Annotated in this window: 16 protein-coding genes; 3 read left to right on the top strand and 13 right to left on the bottom strand. The window is 57.4% G+C overall.

Annotated features, from left to right (window positions below; genetic code table 11):
• Positions 1–79: 79 nt before the first annotated feature.
• The 8 genes from A6D6_RS05130 to A6D6_RS05165 form a co-directional block, all read right to left on the bottom strand.
• Complete coding sequence (locus tag A6D6_RS05130) at positions 80–583, bottom strand: PIN domain-containing protein (RefSeq protein ID WP_159660130.1); 504 nt, start codon at positions 581–583, stop codon at positions 80–82.
• 5 nt (positions 584–588) lie between these two features.
• Positions 589–1,707: an ImmA/IrrE family metallo-endopeptidase gene (locus A6D6_RS05135; RefSeq protein WP_159660131.1), complete on the bottom strand. Its 1,119-nt coding sequence runs from the start codon at positions 1,705–1,707 to the stop codon at positions 589–591.
• Positions 1,708–1,712: 5 nt separating this feature from the next.
• Positions 1,713–2,285 (bottom strand): hypothetical protein, encoded by a 573-nt coding sequence (locus A6D6_RS05140; RefSeq protein ID WP_159660132.1) that lies wholly within the window; start codon positions 2,283–2,285, stop codon positions 1,713–1,715.
• Positions 2,282–2,986 (bottom strand): iron-containing redox enzyme family protein, encoded by a 705-nt coding sequence (locus A6D6_RS05145; protein ID WP_159660133.1) that lies wholly within the window; start codon positions 2,984–2,986, stop codon positions 2,282–2,284. Before A6D6_RS05145 ends, A6D6_RS05140 begins: the two co-directional genes overlap by 4 nt.
• A complete protein-coding gene (locus A6D6_RS05150) occupies positions 2,976–3,419 on the bottom strand; it encodes a hypothetical protein (RefSeq protein ID WP_159660134.1) in 444 nt (147 codons plus the stop codon). The genes A6D6_RS05145 and A6D6_RS05150 overlap by 11 nt, the downstream gene beginning before the upstream one ends.
• Before the next feature lie 177 nt (positions 3,420–3,596).
• Positions 3,597–4,136, bottom strand: coding sequence for a hypothetical protein (locus tag A6D6_RS05155; RefSeq protein WP_201303704.1), 540 nt, complete (start codon positions 4,134–4,136; stop codon positions 3,597–3,599).
• 359 nt (positions 4,137–4,495) lie between these two features.
• Positions 4,496–4,933: a hypothetical protein gene (locus A6D6_RS05160; RefSeq protein WP_159660135.1), complete on the bottom strand. Its 438-nt coding sequence runs from the start codon at positions 4,931–4,933 to the stop codon at positions 4,496–4,498.
• 369 nt (positions 4,934–5,302) lie between these two features.
• Complete coding sequence (locus tag A6D6_RS05165; RefSeq protein WP_133490604.1) at positions 5,303–5,755, bottom strand: SRPBCC family protein; 453 nt, start codon at positions 5,753–5,755, stop codon at positions 5,303–5,305.
• A 215-nt stretch (positions 5,756–5,970) separates the two neighbouring features.
• On the opposite strand from A6D6_RS05165, the gene A6D6_RS05170 reads away from it, so the two are divergent.
• The gene (locus A6D6_RS05170) at positions 5,971–6,669 is read left to right on the top strand and encodes a pirin family protein (RefSeq protein ID WP_159660136.1); all 699 of its coding nucleotides are present in this window, start codon (positions 5,971–5,973) and stop codon (positions 6,667–6,669) included.
• Positions 6,670–6,813: 144 nt separating this feature from the next.
• Here A6D6_RS05170 and A6D6_RS05175 read toward each other — a convergent pair whose 3' ends face one another.
• Positions 6,814–8,403, bottom strand: a complete 1,590-nt coding sequence (locus A6D6_RS05175; protein WP_159660137.1) for an ABC-F family ATPase — start codon at positions 8,401–8,403, stop codon at positions 6,814–6,816.
• 305 nt (positions 8,404–8,708) lie between these two features.
• Here A6D6_RS05175 and A6D6_RS05180 point away from each other — a divergent pair, with 305 nt between their 5' ends.
• Positions 8,709–9,194 (top strand): hypothetical protein, encoded by a 486-nt coding sequence (locus A6D6_RS05180; RefSeq protein ID WP_159660138.1) that lies wholly within the window; start codon positions 8,709–8,711, stop codon positions 9,192–9,194.
• Here A6D6_RS05180 and A6D6_RS05185 read toward each other — a convergent pair.
• The 4 genes from A6D6_RS05185 to A6D6_RS05200 all read right to left on the bottom strand — a co-directional run bounded on the left by A6D6_RS05185 (position 9,180) and on the right by A6D6_RS05200 (position 14,472).
• On the bottom strand, positions 9,180–10,736 hold the full coding sequence (locus A6D6_RS05185) for a PepSY-associated TM helix domain-containing protein (protein ID WP_159660139.1): 1,557 nt from the start codon (positions 10,734–10,736) through the stop codon (positions 9,180–9,182). The genes A6D6_RS05180 and A6D6_RS05185 overlap by 15 nt on opposite strands.
• Positions 10,736–12,934, bottom strand: coding sequence for a TonB-dependent receptor (locus A6D6_RS05190; RefSeq protein WP_236563994.1), 2,199 nt, complete (start codon positions 12,932–12,934; stop codon positions 10,736–10,738). The genes A6D6_RS05185 and A6D6_RS05190 overlap by 1 nt, the downstream gene beginning before the upstream one ends.
• A gap of 99 nt (positions 12,935–13,033) precedes the next feature.
• Positions 13,034–13,447 (bottom strand): hypothetical protein, encoded by a 414-nt coding sequence (locus A6D6_RS05195; protein ID WP_159660140.1) that lies wholly within the window; start codon positions 13,445–13,447, stop codon positions 13,034–13,036.
• Between the two features lie 314 nt (positions 13,448–13,761).
• The gene (locus A6D6_RS05200; protein ID WP_133490598.1) at positions 13,762–14,472 is read right to left on the bottom strand and encodes a phosphoadenylyl-sulfate reductase; all 711 of its coding nucleotides are present in this window, start codon (positions 14,470–14,472) and stop codon (positions 13,762–13,764) included.
• 233 nt (positions 14,473–14,705) lie between these two features.
• On the opposite strand from A6D6_RS05200, the gene A6D6_RS05205 reads away from it, so the two are divergent.
• Entirely contained in the window at positions 14,706–15,128 is a 423-nt protein-coding gene (locus A6D6_RS05205; RefSeq protein WP_159660141.1) for a DUF4168 domain-containing protein, read from the top strand.
• The last annotated feature ends 62 nt before the right edge of the window (positions 15,129–15,190 follow it).

Here is a 15,190-nt window from a genome sequence, read left to right on the forward strand (position 1 = left end):
GGGACTGTCAGGTAATAACCATCACTGTACAAAAAAAAGCCGGATTCGAAAGTAATCCCACATACAGGAGTTCTTATGTTCAGATAGCCAAATATTCAGTCATGTCTTGAATTTTAGAAAAGCTTGGGAGAAAAGCTCCAGATTCAATCATCATTGAATACATAAGAAAAGCAGACTCAACTGTTATCACTTCACATTCAACCAACCGTTTAAGCAGACCTAGAGAGCCAGTCACCAGATCGTCTCCTAACACTTCCTTTGCCTTTTTTCTGGCCCTTCCGTCATCTGTACAAATACAAAGATTCGCAGCCATGGCCCAGATTATACATTCAGTTTCACCATCCCCCAGAATCATCTCCGTTTTTGCTTCAATGAAAGCGTCAAGATCTAATTCATTAGCAGAAAGCACCTCCACTCTACCAGAATTAATATAAGGAGTTAGTGTAGCCTTCTGTTCTTCATCCACCTCTGCCAAACAAATCTCACCGATATATACAGCATCCTCACATCTACTCAATACTAAAGAGGTAATATTTGCATTGTGAAAATTAATTACCGTGCATGTATCAATGATATAATGCATACACGTCAACCCAAGTTAGCCGCCATTAATGACTTAATTGGCAACTCAAGTTTCTCCCGAACAAACCCCAAAGAAAACTCTCCGGCCGATATTTTCCCAATTGCAGATTTTACAATGCTAATAGGAATCTGTGGCATCTTAAATTCAGGTCGCGCAGGAAGCCCTGCAGCTTCTGCTCGCTTTTCTGGGCTACCATGTTGCTTTCGGATATGCTGAACCAGTGCCATAGTACCACCGGCAGGGAGTACACCTAATCTTTCGAGCCGGTAACCAGCCACCTCAAAACTTACTCCATAGATATTTGCCAAGTAAAGTATCTCAATATCACCAATATTTTCAGAATCCGTACTTTTAAGCACCTCCCTGATTTTTTTTAGGCACAGGCCCACACCTCGAGCAGGCAGAAGCAGTGAAGATGCTAAAATATCAGCTTCTCTTTCGATCATTTTACTTTCAGCGAAACTAGGCATATCTTTTTCACGGTACTCATCGAAAACCCCCGAATCCTCTCCAGGATCAACATGAAGCAAAAGGTGAGAGAACTCATGGGCCAAAGTAAAAAGCATCCTGCCAGAAAAACGAGGAGATATAAAAATATAAGGTCGCCTAGAGTAATAAACAGAAACACCTTCAAAAAAGGTTGACCTAGTTACAAAACTATAAACTCCAATTTTATCAAGCAAAAAAGGAAGATTTGAAAGAGGAGAAACAAGATCAACTTCTAGAACCTCATTTCGGATAAAGCTTGCCATTTCTTCATAGTCAGCCAACCTATCCTCATAAAAGCAGCCTATCCAATCCGCGTTATTACCATCATCCAAAAAAGCCGATGCAGCCCCGATTAGGTTCTCATATCTCTTTATATCAATAATTTCTTTAGGCGGGGCTTTAGGATTAGCTCTTCTAAAAAAAAACTCAAAATCTCTAGCAGAATCAGACTTTCTCATTTCTGCAAGTACTGAAAGACTTAAACCTAAGGCTTCAGCAACTTTCCTTGCTTCTCCTAGTGCCACATTCTCTCCAGTTAGCAAAGCCTCGATAGTTTCCACCTTTACACCAAGGCTCGCGGATATCTCATCGTAAGTCGAGCCGTAAGAATTAAGGACATCCTGAAGGCTATTCATGCTAGTCATCCACCTTTAATTTTTCTTATCCAAGCAAGAATGACCTCTACTTGCTCTTTATCAAGTTTCCGCCATCTAGCAATAACATCATGCATTTTATTCGCATTTTCCACATGAAACACTTTCTTCAACATACCTAAAGATTGATCCCGGGCCACTTCTATTTCCAGAGCATCTTTAAAGGCCTCAGGATTTCGACCAACAATATAATTTTCCACTCTTCTATCAAAATTTTTATGGTCATCAAGACCGGAATGATTTCCATATTTATCTACGATAATATTCCCCAATATTTGCCCCGTCTCATCATCTCTCTTAAGCCTTTTTTCTGGGAAACGATCAAAGGCTGAAAGAGCGTCAATTTTTTCAGCAACTTGAAAGCCACCAACAACAAACTGCCTCATCGATGCAATTCGGCCAGAAACAATAAAAATGTAGTCACCTTCATTTACGGCCCTCCTAACGTTAGGAACACATGCGCCTAATGAAGGGGTTGCAGAATATATATCTGGATCGCTCATTTTCCAACCAGCACCGGGGTCAGCACCTTTGTACATCGTATAAATATAACCTTTCATATTAACTCTCCAGCATTCCAATAGCTTAATTCACCTATCGCAGCCTGGTACATCCCGTCATAGTGCAAACTTGTTGCAATGAAAGCATCGCGGACAGCAAGCTTGATCTCATACCATCCGTGAGAAGACAGGACTTCGTCCAAGGATGCTAATGCTCTCTCTCCATGCTGATAATCCATAGGCCCATGCACTCTATAGGTTTCTGCTTGTTTATCCGAAAAACCATAGAGGCGAGTATAGGCACTATATATTTTTGGACTCAATTTGGAGTAAAAATACTCAACTACGCCGGCACCTAAAAAGTGGAATGCAGCTCCTCTCTCAGAAATATCTCTGTAAAGGGCTATCGCAGCAGAGTTCCCAGGCGTTGGATGGATATCTTTCAGCTCATCCGGCGTCCCACCTGCCGCAAGCACTAACCGTTCAGCCATTTCTAAGTGATCAGGTCCTGACTGTTCAGTACATTCTTCTATGAATGTTTGAAAAAGTGCTTGAAAAAAATTTTCTCCGTATTGTAGAGACTTCTCTACAGCCTCCCGACGCAATTCCCTTCCACATTTTGTCCGGTACACATGTTGTAGCTCAGCCTTCTTTATCTGATCAATAGAAAGCTCACCAGCAATAATAGATTTCCAAAGAGGATGCTCTAGGAAAGGAGCAACATCATAAATTTTTAATAGCTCATCTCTATTACTCACCATTTCGTTCGCCCCCTTTACAAGCACTCAGGGCATACATTGATATCCTTTCAGCGGTTTCAAACGGCCATGGTGGTAACACCAAACTATATCTATACCCCCCCAAGGCATAACTATATCTTCTATCTCTATAGTCAACGCTCATCATTCTCACTATAGAACAATCAGCTTCGCTGATTCCTTTCCCAAGATCTCCTCTTTTTATCTCCACTATCAGTTTACTCAAATCGTGCCCTATTCCCTTTAACCTCGAGGTAGAAAACCCTCCCTTGAGTAAAACAGCCTTGCAGGAAAGCTCAATCGAATGGCAGACCAAATAATAGTACACTAACAAGCAGTTTCTCTTGGGACTACCATTATCAGTACATATTCCTCGTACAGCCTCCAGAAAGCCCGCCCCCTCAGTAGCTAGGCTTCTTGGTGTCTCTTTCCCCATGCCACCTCCTTCTTATAGTCCGCAAAACGGAGCCAGGTCTTGTCCCGCACGCATATTCCAACTACCCACCAAACGTCAACACAACTCCACTATCCGTCAGCAACAATTGTTACCGCGCCCATATCATCCCCACATACAATGGCCGCACTTCGTTCTCCAGATTTTCTTCATCATTTTTTAGCCCATCCAGGCCCGCCAGCAATACGGTACCGAACTCCAGCTCCTTGCTACTTTGCTGGATCGGCAGGGCCACGCTTTCGGCGTTGTCGTCGTAGTTTTTTTGTCAGCGGTGGTTTTCAGCCAGGCATTGGGGATATCGACGGCTTTAAGAGCCCGTTGAAGCGTTTCGGCCAGCCAGTGATGGCCGTAGATCACGGCGGTGGAATTAAGGGGCAAGTCGTTCTGGTACCATTTGTGAATGCAGCAGGCGATATAGTGGCCTTCGTCGTTAATGGCATCGAACTTGTGAGGCTGCGGTTCTGGCCCGCTGGCGCCAGCCACGTCTGGGGCGATCAGGGGGATGTGGTCATCGTCGGCGTCTTGGGCTTGCAGGAAGTCTTTGGCAAAGTCGTAGACATAATTGAGGATTTTGAGGGGGCCTGAGTAATTCGGTCTAAATACAGCGGCACACACAATTCTCTGGACGTTAGCGCCAGCATGGTCAGTAGTACTTCGAGGCCCCTCAAAAGGCCTCTGGATGAAGCAATAGGAAGACATCCCTTCCCCCACTTTTTGGTTTTACGCCGTGCCTCTTCGGGCCGGCGGTTTCTGGCGGCCGCCTTCCAAGGCGGTCTCCTTCCAGGACGCCGCTGGTGCGCCGTCTTTTTTGTGATCTAAGTCCGAATTTACCGGCGGCGAAAATAAATGCAAGCGGCTGTTTGGGTCATTCCTTGATCATGCCCGGCATGGGCGGTGTGTAGGTATCGTCTGGTGCCGGGGCCCTTCCCTGCCTTCAAGCCCCATTTTGGGGGCGATTATCCGCAAAGTGGAATCTTGCTGTCCTATTTCCGGGAGGCTCTCTTTAGGTTTGAAAATCAACTAGTTTGCGGCGTTTATCGCCGCAAAAATCGCCTTTTTCAAACCTCTGTTCTAGAGAACACAAGCCGCATCCACACCGCCAGCCCCAACCCCCAGGCGCCGTTGACGATCAGGCCGCCCACCACCGTGTTGGCGCTGACGTCCAGGCCTTTGAGGGGAAACACCACCAACATGGCCACCAGGGTGGGGCCGATGGCGCCGGCGATCAGGGCACCAAGCCAATGACGCAGGCCCTGCCAGCGGCGGATCAGCCACCAGATCGGAGGCCCCCAAACACCCCCCCAGAATGCCAGGGACAGGACTTTGGGAATACCGAAAGGCGGCACCGGGCTCATATTCCAGGGCGCCGCCGGGATCAATCCGGCCAGCCAGAACAAAGCGATGACGCCCTGGTGGAACAGCAGCGTGGCGATGAAGCCGCCGATGAACGCTTGAAGCCATTCTTTTGCGTTGGGCGGGTGCTGTGCGTTGGACATGGGGCCTCCTGTGAGCGGGCGCTTCACAAACGCTATCACATCCAGTGGGAGGGCAGGCATGGGGAGTTCGGGACGGCATTGAGGCGGGATGCGCTTGGCGTTCGCTGCCGAGGCAGCTTCCCACAGTGATGGAGAGGTTGGTACGAAGCTGCGAGTGTCTTGCTGGCGAATCACAGCTCTCCGGGAAGGAAATTTGCCAGCAGGCTGGTCATCCTGGCCCGGAAGATCGCCCGCACCGCCTTCGCCCTGATGAAGCAGCAACAAGAATATTGCCCCGCAAAGCTCTTTTAAGCATTGCAGGGCACCATAGAATCTCCCACAGCGGCTTCGTAGAGTAATCCGTGGGAGCGAGTGGACGGGTTGCTCAACTCAGCCCTCGTCCGGGATTTCCGGGTCCACCAGTTGCGCCAGTTGGATCAGGGATTCCTGCCAGCCCTGATAGCAGAATTCCAGCGGGATGGCGTCGGGGATGCCTTCCTGGGTGATGTGCACTTCGGTGCCGCACAGCACTTGCTTGAGGGTGACGGTGACCTGCATTTCCCCGGGCAGGTTGGGGTCCTCGAACTGGTCGGTGTAGCGGATCAGTTCGTTGGGCTTGAGTTCGACGAAGCGGCCGCCGAAGGCGTGGCTGTTGCCGGTGGTGAAGTTGGTGAAGGTCATGCGGTAGCCGCCGCCTTCGCGGGCGTCCATGTCGTAAACCTTGCCGGTGAAGCCGTGGGGCGGCAGCCATTTGACCATGGCGTCCGGGTCGATGAAGGCGCGGTAGACGCGGTCGGGGGTGCCGCGCAGGACGCGGTGCAGACGAACGGTGTTGCCGGACATGGGTGTTCTCCTTTTTTGATCTCTGAATGCCGGTTAGTCGGCTGCCGGCCGGCCATTTCGACAACGGCAGCGCAGCGAGCCTGTTCATCGAATAATCCGATTCAATGTCACCACTTTTCCCTGTTTTTTATCGGCCGATCCAATCCTAGAGTGACGTCATCGAGTGGCCAGGCACCCACGCCTGTGTCCACTTAGGAGGACATAAGGAGGACATTATGATCAGACTGCGACCCTTCAATGAACTGGGCGGTGCCCGGCACGGCTGGCTGGATACCAAGCATCATTTCTCCTTCGCCAATTACTACGACCCGGAGCATTTGCACTGGGGCGAGTTGCGGGTGTGGAACGATGACAGCATCGCACCCCAGACCGGTTTCCCGCCCCATTCCCACCGGGACATGGAGATCATCACCTATGTCCGCGAAGGCGCGATTACCCACCAGGACAGCCTGGGCAACAAGGGCCGCACCGAGGCCGGGGACGTACAGGTGATGTCCGCGGGCACCGGGATCACCCACAGCGAGTACAACCTGGAGGAAACCGAGACACGGATTTTCCAGATCTGGATCATCCCGAACGCCACGGGCCTGCCGCCCACCTGGGGCAGCAAGCCGTTTCCCAAGGGGGATCGGGCCGGCGGCTTCGTGACGCTGGCCAGCGGGGAGCCGGAGGAAGACGGCGCGCTGCCGATCCAGGCCGACGCCCGGGTGGTGGCGGCGACCCTGAATCACGGCCAGGAGGCGGTCTACGAGCTGGCGCCGGGGCGCAAGGCCTACCTGGTGCCGGCCAAGGGCCGGGTGCGCGTCAACGGGGTATTGGCGGAAGCCGGGGATGGTCTCGCCATCGACGACGAAACCCGGCTGACGGTCAGCGCCGAGGCGGACAGCGAGGTGGTGCTGGTGGATGTGGTTTGAGGGTGCGGTCCAGAATCGTCACCAGTCCATTAGTCTTGGAGATACGAAGTAACGCTCTATTCGCTGCCAAGGCAGCTTCCCACAGACCGGACTACGTAGCCGCTGTGGGAAGCTGCTTCAGCAGCGAATGGGGTACCTGCTGGATCAAACCACGCCCTGGCTGCGCAGGTAGTCCTCGTAGTTGCCGTGGAAGTCGACGATGCCGGTGGGCGTCAGTTCGATGATGCGGGTGGCCAGGGAGGAGACGAACTCGCGGTCGTGGCTGACGAACAGCAAGGTGCCGGGGTAGTTTTCCAGCGCCAGGTTGAGCGACTCGATGGATTCCATGTCCAGGTGGTTGGTGGGTTCGTCGAGCACCAGGATATTGGGCCGTTGCAGCATGATCTTGCCGAACAGCATGCGGCCCTGCTCGCCACCGGAAATCACGTCCACGGTTTTGTTGATCTCGTTGGAGGAAAACAGCAGCCGGCCCAGGGTGCCGCGAATCACTTGTTCGTCGTCGCTGGGTTTGCCCCATTGGGCCATCCAATCGAACAGATTCAGCTTTTCCTCGAAGTCGGCGGCGTGATCCTGGGCGTAATAGCCCAGGGTGGCGTTTTCCGACCATTTCACTTCGCCGGCGCTGGGTTCCAGGTCGCCGACCAGGCAGCGCAGCAAGGTGGATTTACCGACGCCGTTGGGGCCGATGATGGCAATGCGCTCGCCCACTTCCACACGCAGATCCAGTCCGGAGAACAATTCCTCGTCGAAGCTTTTCGCCAGGCTCTTCACTTCCAGCGCGTTGCGGAACAGCTTTTTCTCCTGCTCGAACACGATGTACGGGTTCTGGCGGCTGGAGGGTTTGATTTCTTCCAGTTTGATCTTGTCGATCTGTTTGGCCCGCGAGGTCGCCTGCTTGGATTTGGAGGCGTTGGCGGAGAAGCGGCTGACGAACTGCTGCAGGTCGGCGATCTGCGCCTTCTTCTTGGCGTTGTCCGCGCGCTTGCGTTCCAGCGCCTGGGTGGCGGCGGTCATGTACTCGTCGTAATTGCCCGGGTAGACGCGCAACTCACCGTAATCCAGGTCCGCCATGTGCGTGCACACGCTGTTGAGGAAGTGGCGGTCGTGGGAAATGATGATCATGGTGCACTGGCGCTGGTTGAGTACGTCTTCGAGCCAGCGGATGGTGTTGATATCCAGGTTGTTGGTGGGCTCGTCCAGCAACATGATGTCCGGATCGGAGAACAGCACCTGGGCCAGCAGCACGCGCAGTTTCCAGCCCGGCGCCACTTCGCTCATGGGGCCGAAGTGCTGCTCCACCGGGATACCGACGCCCAGCAGCAGATCGCCGGCGCGGGACTCGGCGGTGTAGCCGTCCATTTCGGCGAACTCCGCTTCCAGTTCGCCGGCGCGGATGCCGTCCTCCTCGGTCATTTCCTCTTTCGAGTAGATGGCGTCGCGCTCTTCCTTGACCTTCCACAGTTCCTCGTGGCCCATGATCACCGTGTCCACCACCGAGTACTGCTCGTAGGCGAACTGGTCCTGACGCAGCTTGCCGATGCGCTCGTTGGGGTCCTTGGACACATTGCCCGCGGACGGTTCCAGATCGCGGCCGAGGATCTTCATGAAGGTGGACTTGCCGGAGCCGTTGGCGCCGATCAGTCCATAGCGGTTGCCGTCACCAAATTTGACGGAGACGTTCTCAAACAGCGGCTTGGCACCAAACTGCATGGTGATATTGGCGGTGGTCAGCAAGGTCGGATTCCGGATCGAAGAGCGAATGGAGAGGAAAGAGAGAAAAAGCGGCGTGGATTATGGCACAGAGGCCGGCCCGGGTCACACCGCCAGGGTGTGTATTCGCCGCCAAGGCGGCTTCCCACAGCGGCTCCGTGGCCTCCCTCCGTGGGAAGCTGTCCGGGCGGCGCTCCGCTTGGCAGCGAATCGTGGCGCGGCAACGATTCACGGACCTCGATGTCCGTGGACAATCTTTCCCGGCCCTTATAAGTTGCCCCGGTGTTTAGACGGAAGCCAGAACACCCGGCCAGGAGAGCATCACCGCGATGAACATCTACTACCGAGAGGAGCGCCTGTGCGGCGGCCTGTCCGGAAACGGGGAGAAGCAGAACTGGATCGACCGGCTGTTCGAGCGGCCGCGCCGGGCCAGGACCTGGGAAGCGTTTCCCCTGGACGACATCAACCGCGTGCTCCACAACCACCACAACTCCTTCGGCTGCTCGGTGAAGGCGCCCATGGGCAACATCATGTGGCGTAGTGAGGCCTTGCATTACACCCTGCCCTGCGATGTGGAGGCTTACATTCCACGGCACATTGCCTTCACCGATGGACAGCGCGATTTCTATCTGGTGGTGATCGGCGACGCCTGTGAACTCCGTATCTGGCCGGACAGCCGCCAGCGGGAGCGGCGGGAGGCCCACTGGTTTTCGCATCAGCCGGTGACGGATTATCGGGACTTCAAGGCGCTCAAGGTCGCTTTCGACGCCCTGCTGGTCCATGTCCGCAAGGAGGATCGGTTAGCCGGCCACTGACCGGCGCCGCGCCAGCGCCCTTCCTTTTTCCAGCGCCAACACCAGCAACAGACTGAGCCCCGCCAGCGGCAACAGCGCCAGCAGCGTCAGCGTGACCGCCAGCCAATAGCGTTTGCGGATCGGCGGCGAGTCTGGCGCGCCGAGGCCACCGGCGGGCCGTCGGCGCCACCACATGACAGTGCCGGTGATCACCAACGCGACGATGGCGACGCAGGTGAGCAACATGACGATCTGATTGGCGCGGCCGAAGTAGTTGCCCATGTGCAGCGCCACGCCAAGTTCCACCGCCTTGGCGATGGCGCCGTAATCGTCGAAGCCCACGTTCACCAGCAACCGGTGGCCGCCGCTGTCCAGGTGCAGGGTACGCTGGCCCTGGGGGCGGTCCGGGTAGGTGTAGGCGCTGTAGGGATCCCCCGCGTCAGCGGGAATCGACAGCCGATAGCCGTAAGGCAACCTCTGAGCGGCAAGGAGCGCATGGACACGGTTGATCGCCGCCGTGGAGGTGTCCAGGCCCTCATGAGAGTGGCGGTGGTCGGTCTGTTGGTGTTGGGGGCATGAGTTCACGCCGTATTCGCCGGCGAGCGGAGCGCCGCCCGGCCAGCTTCCCACGGAGAAGACGACGCAGCCGCTGTGGGAGGCTGCTTCAGCAGCGGGTGGGCGTGTGGGCATGCCTGCGTGTCGCGCATCAGTGGGCTGGCTCGCTACTGTGGTGCGGCGGCGGCCGTCCGGCAACGGCGCTTGCTGTAAAGCCCAGGGCGCGTCACCGAGAGTCTCCAGCATTGTTTTTGAGAGGTTTGTGTCGGAAAGGGTGGTCTCGGCAGGTACTTCCCCACCACCGTGATGGCGCAGTTGCGGCGGGTAACCCAGCCCCAGGGCGTTGCTCACCGGGCTCAGCACGCGGTCGCCCCAGAACGACGCCCAGGGCAGACCGGTGATGATCAGGAACACGATCATCACCGCCGTGTACACACCCACCAGACGGTGAATTTCCCGCCAGCGCTTGCGGCCCCGGCTACGCCGGTCAAACCTAAACGCCCTGCTCCGGCGTCCGCGCGGCCACCACAGATACAGCCCGGTGATCACCAATACCAGCGCCCAACTGGCGGCCAGTTCCACCAGTGCGTCACCGCCGCGTCCCAGCAGCAGCGAGCCGTGCATGACATCGGCGAAGCCCACCAAAGTGCGGGCATAAATGACGTCACCCAGAATCGTCCCGTCCCCCGGATCGACGAACACACGCAGCGGCTCGCCCTGCTCCGGCGTCACGAACGCCATGGCGGTGCGGCCGGGGCTCACCGGCATGTCGATACGGGTGACGGTGCCACGCGGATAAGCCTCGCGCACCGCCGCCACCAGATCGCCGGCGGGCAGCACGGCGTCGCCGCTGGGGGCGAAACGCAGCTGCGGATAAATCAGATCGTTGAGTTCGTCGTTGAACAGATAAAGGGCGCCGGTGATCGCCAGGATCAGCAGAAACGGGGCCGTGAACAGCCCCGCGTAAAAGTGCCAGCGCCACACCGTGGCGTAGCCGTTGCGCGCCATCAGAAGCGGCCGGTCCAGCCCAGTTCCACGGTGCGCGGTTCACCGATGTAGACCTGGGTAGGGCTGTAGCCGGACCACTCGGCGTAGAACTCATCGGTGAGGTTGCGCCCGCGCAAGGTCAGGGTGCCGCCGGCCAGCGGGTAGCCCACCCAGGCGTCCAGCAGAGTGCGGCTGGCCACCCGGTATTGGTTGGCGGTACCGGTAAAGAAGTCGCCGGTGTAGCGCACCGCGCCGCCGACGGTGACCGGCAACGACGCCAGCGTATAGGCGCTGCTGAGGTTCCAGGTTTTCTCCGGCACGTTGGTGAGCCGGTTGCCGGACTGGTCGGCGCCGCCGCTGCTGGTCATGCGGGTGTACTCGGCGTCGTTGAAGGCGCCGTTCAGGTTCAACCACCAGCGCGGGTGCGGTCGCAGGGTCAGGTCCACTTCCACGCCCCTGGATTCCAGGCTGCCGCCCTGGATCGAGAGGCCGGGGTTGTTGGGATCGCGGGTGACGATGTCGTCCTGGCGGATGCGGTACACCGAAGTCATCAGCGTCAACCGGTCACCCCACAACCGGCCGCGGATCCCGGCTTCCACGGAACGGCCCGAGGTCAGGTCAAAACGGGCATTGGTGACGTTGCTCAGCAGCAGGCCGCCCACCGGCGCCGAGGCGCGATTGTATTGCAGGAACACCTGGGTGGCGTTGGTGAGGTCATAGACGGTGCCGAATCGCCAGGACAGATCCTCGAAGGTCTGGCCGAAGGTCTCGCGGCTGCCGGCGTCGAGATCGTCGATGCCCCGGTCCAGATCCAGATACTCGTAACGCAGCCCCGCCACCATCAGCCAGCGCGGCGTCAGGTTGAGGGCGTCCTCCATGAACACCGCGCGGCCGGACACGGTGCTGTCGTAGTTGAGCCGGCTGGTGTCATCCGCCGGCGAATTCGGCGGCAGATAGCCCCGGTCCGGGTTGAACGGGTCCACCGCCGTGGTGGTGCCGAAGCGGCGGCGGGTGTCGAAGTCGGTGTACTGGTATTCGACGCCGGCGGTGAAGCGATGGCGGCGCTCACCCCAGTAACCGTCATAGACGGCGTAGGCCCGCTCGGAGGCGAAGCGGTGATGGTGGTTAATGCGGGTGGTGCCGCGTTCCAGCAATCCGCTGTCTGCCTCGTAGGTGAAATCCTCGGAGTTGGCCCAGTCCCGGTTGGCGTTGTACAGCCCCAGTTCGTTGATCAGCCGCCAGGTGGAGGTCAGTTGGTAATCCACCTTGGTGCGCAGCCACTGGCTGTCAGCGGTCATAGCGCCGTCACGGACGTTGTAGTTGTGGTCGCGGATCGATTCGTCCAGCACCAGATCACCACCGGACACCACGTCACTGGGATCCCGTGCCACCGAGGCCGGCAGCAACGGCGCGCCCTGGTAGGGCGTGGTGTACCGGTCCTGGTAGACATCGAAGGCGGCGCTGAGGGTGAGCCGCTCGGTGGCCTGGAACAACAGGCTGGTGGTCAGGGCGTTGGTGCGGGACGAGGTGTCGTCGATGTAGCCGTTGCTCTCGCCGTGGCTGAGATCGGCGCGCAATGCCAGCCGCTCGCTCACCACTTTGTTGCCGCCGACACCCAGGCGCACGGTGTCATTACTGCCGTAGGAGATCATCCCTTCGCGGCTGTCCCCTGCCAGGCTGGCCTTGCGCGGCACCAGATTGATGCTGCCGGCGAGCGCGCCAGTGCCGTGCAACACCGACGCTGGCCCTTTGAGAATTTCCACCCGCTCCAGGTTCCAGGTGTCCAGGTTGCGCGCCACCATGCCCGGATCCGCCACCCGCACGCCATCGAACAGATACCCCACGTCGGTGAGGCCGCGCATCACGGCGGAAGCCGGTGAACCGGGGATGTTGCCGGCGCTGACGCCGGGGGCGCTGCGGTACAGCTCGATCAGGTTGCGCAGGCCCTGTTGTTCGATGTCCTCGCGGTCCACGCGGTTAACGGTGGCCGGCACCTCCCGGGGTTCCAGGCCCAGCCGCCCGGCGGTGGTGGTCGGCCGGGGCTGGGCCTCGATGTCCGCGCCCACTTCCACCGACTCCAATACATGGGGCTCCGGCTGTGACCAGACCGCTCCCGGCCACAGGACCGCGCAGCACAAACAACCGGACAGGGCGTAACGCGGAGAGATATAACGTCGTGGAGAGGGGTAACGTGGAAAAACAGGGAACGGCAGCGACAAGAAAACCTCCAGGCGAACGCGGACACTTTGGCGCGCAAGCCTAGCGGTACGGAGGAAGAAGAAAATGCGGCATATTGTCGCGGCGCCGCGCCACCCGGATCAGCGCAGCTCGACGATGATCCGGCGGCCGCCGCTGATCTGGACCTTGCCATCCTGGCTGACCCGGGTTTCCGGGCCGAAGTTGGCCACCACGGTGTGGCTGCCGGGTTCCAAACGGACGGTGGAGTTGACCCGGTAGCGTTTGCGCTCGTCCACCATCACCACGATCAGATGGTAGACATCGCCACCGTCCCGGCGCGCGTCCACCAGATAGTTATCGCCCTTGCCCTGCCAACGGACCCGCTGATCGGCGTCATGCAGAATCACCCGCATCACCTCGGTGTCGCCGTCCCGATCCAGGGCCACCGCCAGACCGTCCACCCGTTCGGGGGTGCTGGCATTGCGCCACAGAAACACCGCCACCAGCCCCGCCAGCAACAACAACGCCAACAAGGGCTTAATAATGCGTCTCATCGTCATCCTTTTCCGTTCATCCGTGTGCTACTCAGGCATAGACCCACGGGAACAGAACAAGTTGCCTGAAAACGGAAGACAGAACCGTAAAACAGGGTAACCCGGATCGGCTCCGGTCATCGCCCCGTCGATCCTGGCAAGAAAAAACGTTCGCAGGAAGGGAAAATGGTAGCTATTGCCAGTGCGAGAATACGAAGGGTATGAATTCGCTGGCAAGCCAGCTTCCCACAGGGGACTACGAAGCGATCGTGGGAAGCGGGCTTGCCCGCGAACGAAGGGACAGCGGCGGTCGGTACGCGACCACCTCTACGCGGTTACAGGTGGATGCCACACTCGGTTTTGGCCTTGCCCTGCCAACGGCCTTCACGGCCCTCGCCTTTCCAGGTGCAATGGCTGCAACCGATGGAGTGGTAGCCTTCCTGGACCAGCGGGTGGAACGGCAGGTCGTGTTCGGCGATGTAGGCGTCACGTTCTTCCCGGGTCACATCGATCATCGGGTTGAACTTGATCATGCCGCGACGCTCCTCGAAGATCTCCAGGCCGGCTCGATGCTCGGTTTGCCAGGACATCAGGCTGGAAATCCACAGGTCGTAGTTTTCCTTGGCCTCTTCCAGCGGCGTCACCTTGTTCACCTGACAGCACAGATCCGGGTCGGTTTGCCACATGCGTTCCTGCTGGGATACCTCATGGTGCTGTGGATCCGGGGTCACATCGATGACGTCCAGATTGAAACGCTCGACCAGGTAATCCTTGTATTCCAGGGTCTCCTGGAAGTGATACCCGGTATCGATGAAATGGACTTTCTGTTCCGGCCGGATGGTGGAAATGATATGCAAGAAATACGCGGAAGTGGCGGCGAAGGACGACGTCACCATGATCCGGTCCGGGGCGAAATCCTGATACACGCGCTGAATGCGCTCGGCGAAACTCAGCGAACGGTAGACCCGGTTCAGGTCGGCAAGGGTCTCCCGGGACAGACCGGCGCTGTTGTCGCCTACCCGTGTAATCAGTTGTGCATTGCCCATGACGTCGCTGTACCTCGAGTCGCTTCAGGTAACTGGAGAGGCCATGATAAGGACGCTGTAAACATTATAAAGAAATAAATAGTGCTACTTTTATACTCAACTGAAATATAAAAAGATAAACCCATCACATTCCGGAAACCACTCGCGAACCTTCCTCTGGATCGCTGTCGGATTCTTCTGTGGCATGCCTGGAAAGCATGCCGTTGTCACGGAAGCAATCAGGAGGAAACACCATGAAAGCTTCGCTAAAGGGTCCGATGGTCGCAGTGGCCACCTTTGTTCTAGCCACCGGTGCCAGCAGCCTCGCGCTGGCGCAACAGCACACCACCGAAAACCCGTCGGCGCCACCGGCCGGCGCCGCGCAGCAGGCCCCGCAACAGCAAGGCGCCATGCCGCAAAGCACCGATATTTCCGATCAGGACGTGCAGCGCTTCGCCGAAGCCCAGGGCAAGGTGAACGACATCAAACAGGAGTACCAGGGCAAATTGCAGGAGAGTGCCCAGGATCCGCGGAAAGCCATGGAAATACAGCAGGAGGCGCAACAGGAGATGGTGCAGGCGGTGCAGGACAGCGGTATGGATGTTCAGAAGTACAACCAGATCGCTCAACTGGCCCAGTACGACAACGAATTGCGCCAGCGCATCGAGTCCCAGTAACGGCTCTGCCCGGAAAGCAACGTCCATAACCCCAAAGGACCGGCGAATGCCGGTCCTTTTGT

The sequence above is a fragment of the Alcanivorax xiamenensis genome, assembly GCF_009846745.1.
Taxonomy (GTDB): Bacteria; Pseudomonadota; Gammaproteobacteria; order Pseudomonadales; family Alcanivoracaceae; genus Alloalcanivorax; species Alloalcanivorax xiamenensis.

Excerpts from the sequence above, each read along its gene's own strand:
- A6D6_RS05200 (WP_133490598.1), bottom strand. The coding sequence starts at position 14,472 with ATGGGCAATGCACAACTGATTACACGGGTAGGCGACAACAGCGCCGGT.
- A6D6_RS05155 (WP_201303704.1), bottom strand. The coding sequence starts at position 4,136 with ATGTCTTCCTATTGCTTCATCCAGAGGCCTTTTGAGGGGCCTCGAAGT.
- A6D6_RS05135 (WP_159660131.1), bottom strand. The coding sequence starts at position 1,707 with ATGAATAGCCTTCAGGATGTCCTTAATTCTTACGGCTCGACTTACGAT.
- A6D6_RS05160 (WP_159660135.1), bottom strand. The coding sequence starts at position 4,933 with ATGTCCAACGCACAGCACCCGCCCAACGCAAAAGAATGGCTTCAAGCG.
- A6D6_RS05140 (WP_159660132.1), bottom strand. The coding sequence starts at position 2,285 with ATGAAAGGTTATATTTATACGATGTACAAAGGTGCTGACCCCGGTGCT.
- A6D6_RS05205 (WP_159660141.1), top strand. The coding sequence starts at position 14,706 with ATGAAAGCTTCGCTAAAGGGTCCGATGGTCGCAGTGGCCACCTTTGTT.
- A6D6_RS05165 (WP_133490604.1), bottom strand. The coding sequence starts at position 5,755 with ATGTCCGGCAACACCGTTCGTCTGCACCGCGTCCTGCGCGGCACCCCC.
- A6D6_RS05195 (WP_159660140.1), bottom strand. The coding sequence starts at position 13,447 with ATGAGACGCATTATTAAGCCCTTGTTGGCGTTGTTGTTGCTGGCGGGG.
- A6D6_RS05145 (WP_159660133.1), bottom strand. The coding sequence starts at position 2,986 with ATGGTGAGTAATAGAGATGAGCTATTAAAAATTTATGATGTTGCTCCT.
- A6D6_RS05130 (WP_159660130.1), bottom strand. The coding sequence starts at position 583 with ATGCATTATATCATTGATACATGCACGGTAATTAATTTTCACAATGCA.
- A6D6_RS05150 (WP_159660134.1), bottom strand. The coding sequence starts at position 3,419 with ATGGGGAAAGAGACACCAAGAAGCCTAGCTACTGAGGGGGCGGGCTTT.
- A6D6_RS05185 (WP_159660139.1), bottom strand. The coding sequence starts at position 10,736 with ATGGCGCGCAACGGCTACGCCACGGTGTGGCGCTGGCACTTTTACGCG.
- A6D6_RS05180 (WP_159660138.1), top strand. The coding sequence starts at position 8,709 with ATGAACATCTACTACCGAGAGGAGCGCCTGTGCGGCGGCCTGTCCGGA.
- A6D6_RS05170 (WP_159660136.1), top strand. The coding sequence starts at position 5,971 with ATGATCAGACTGCGACCCTTCAATGAACTGGGCGGTGCCCGGCACGGC.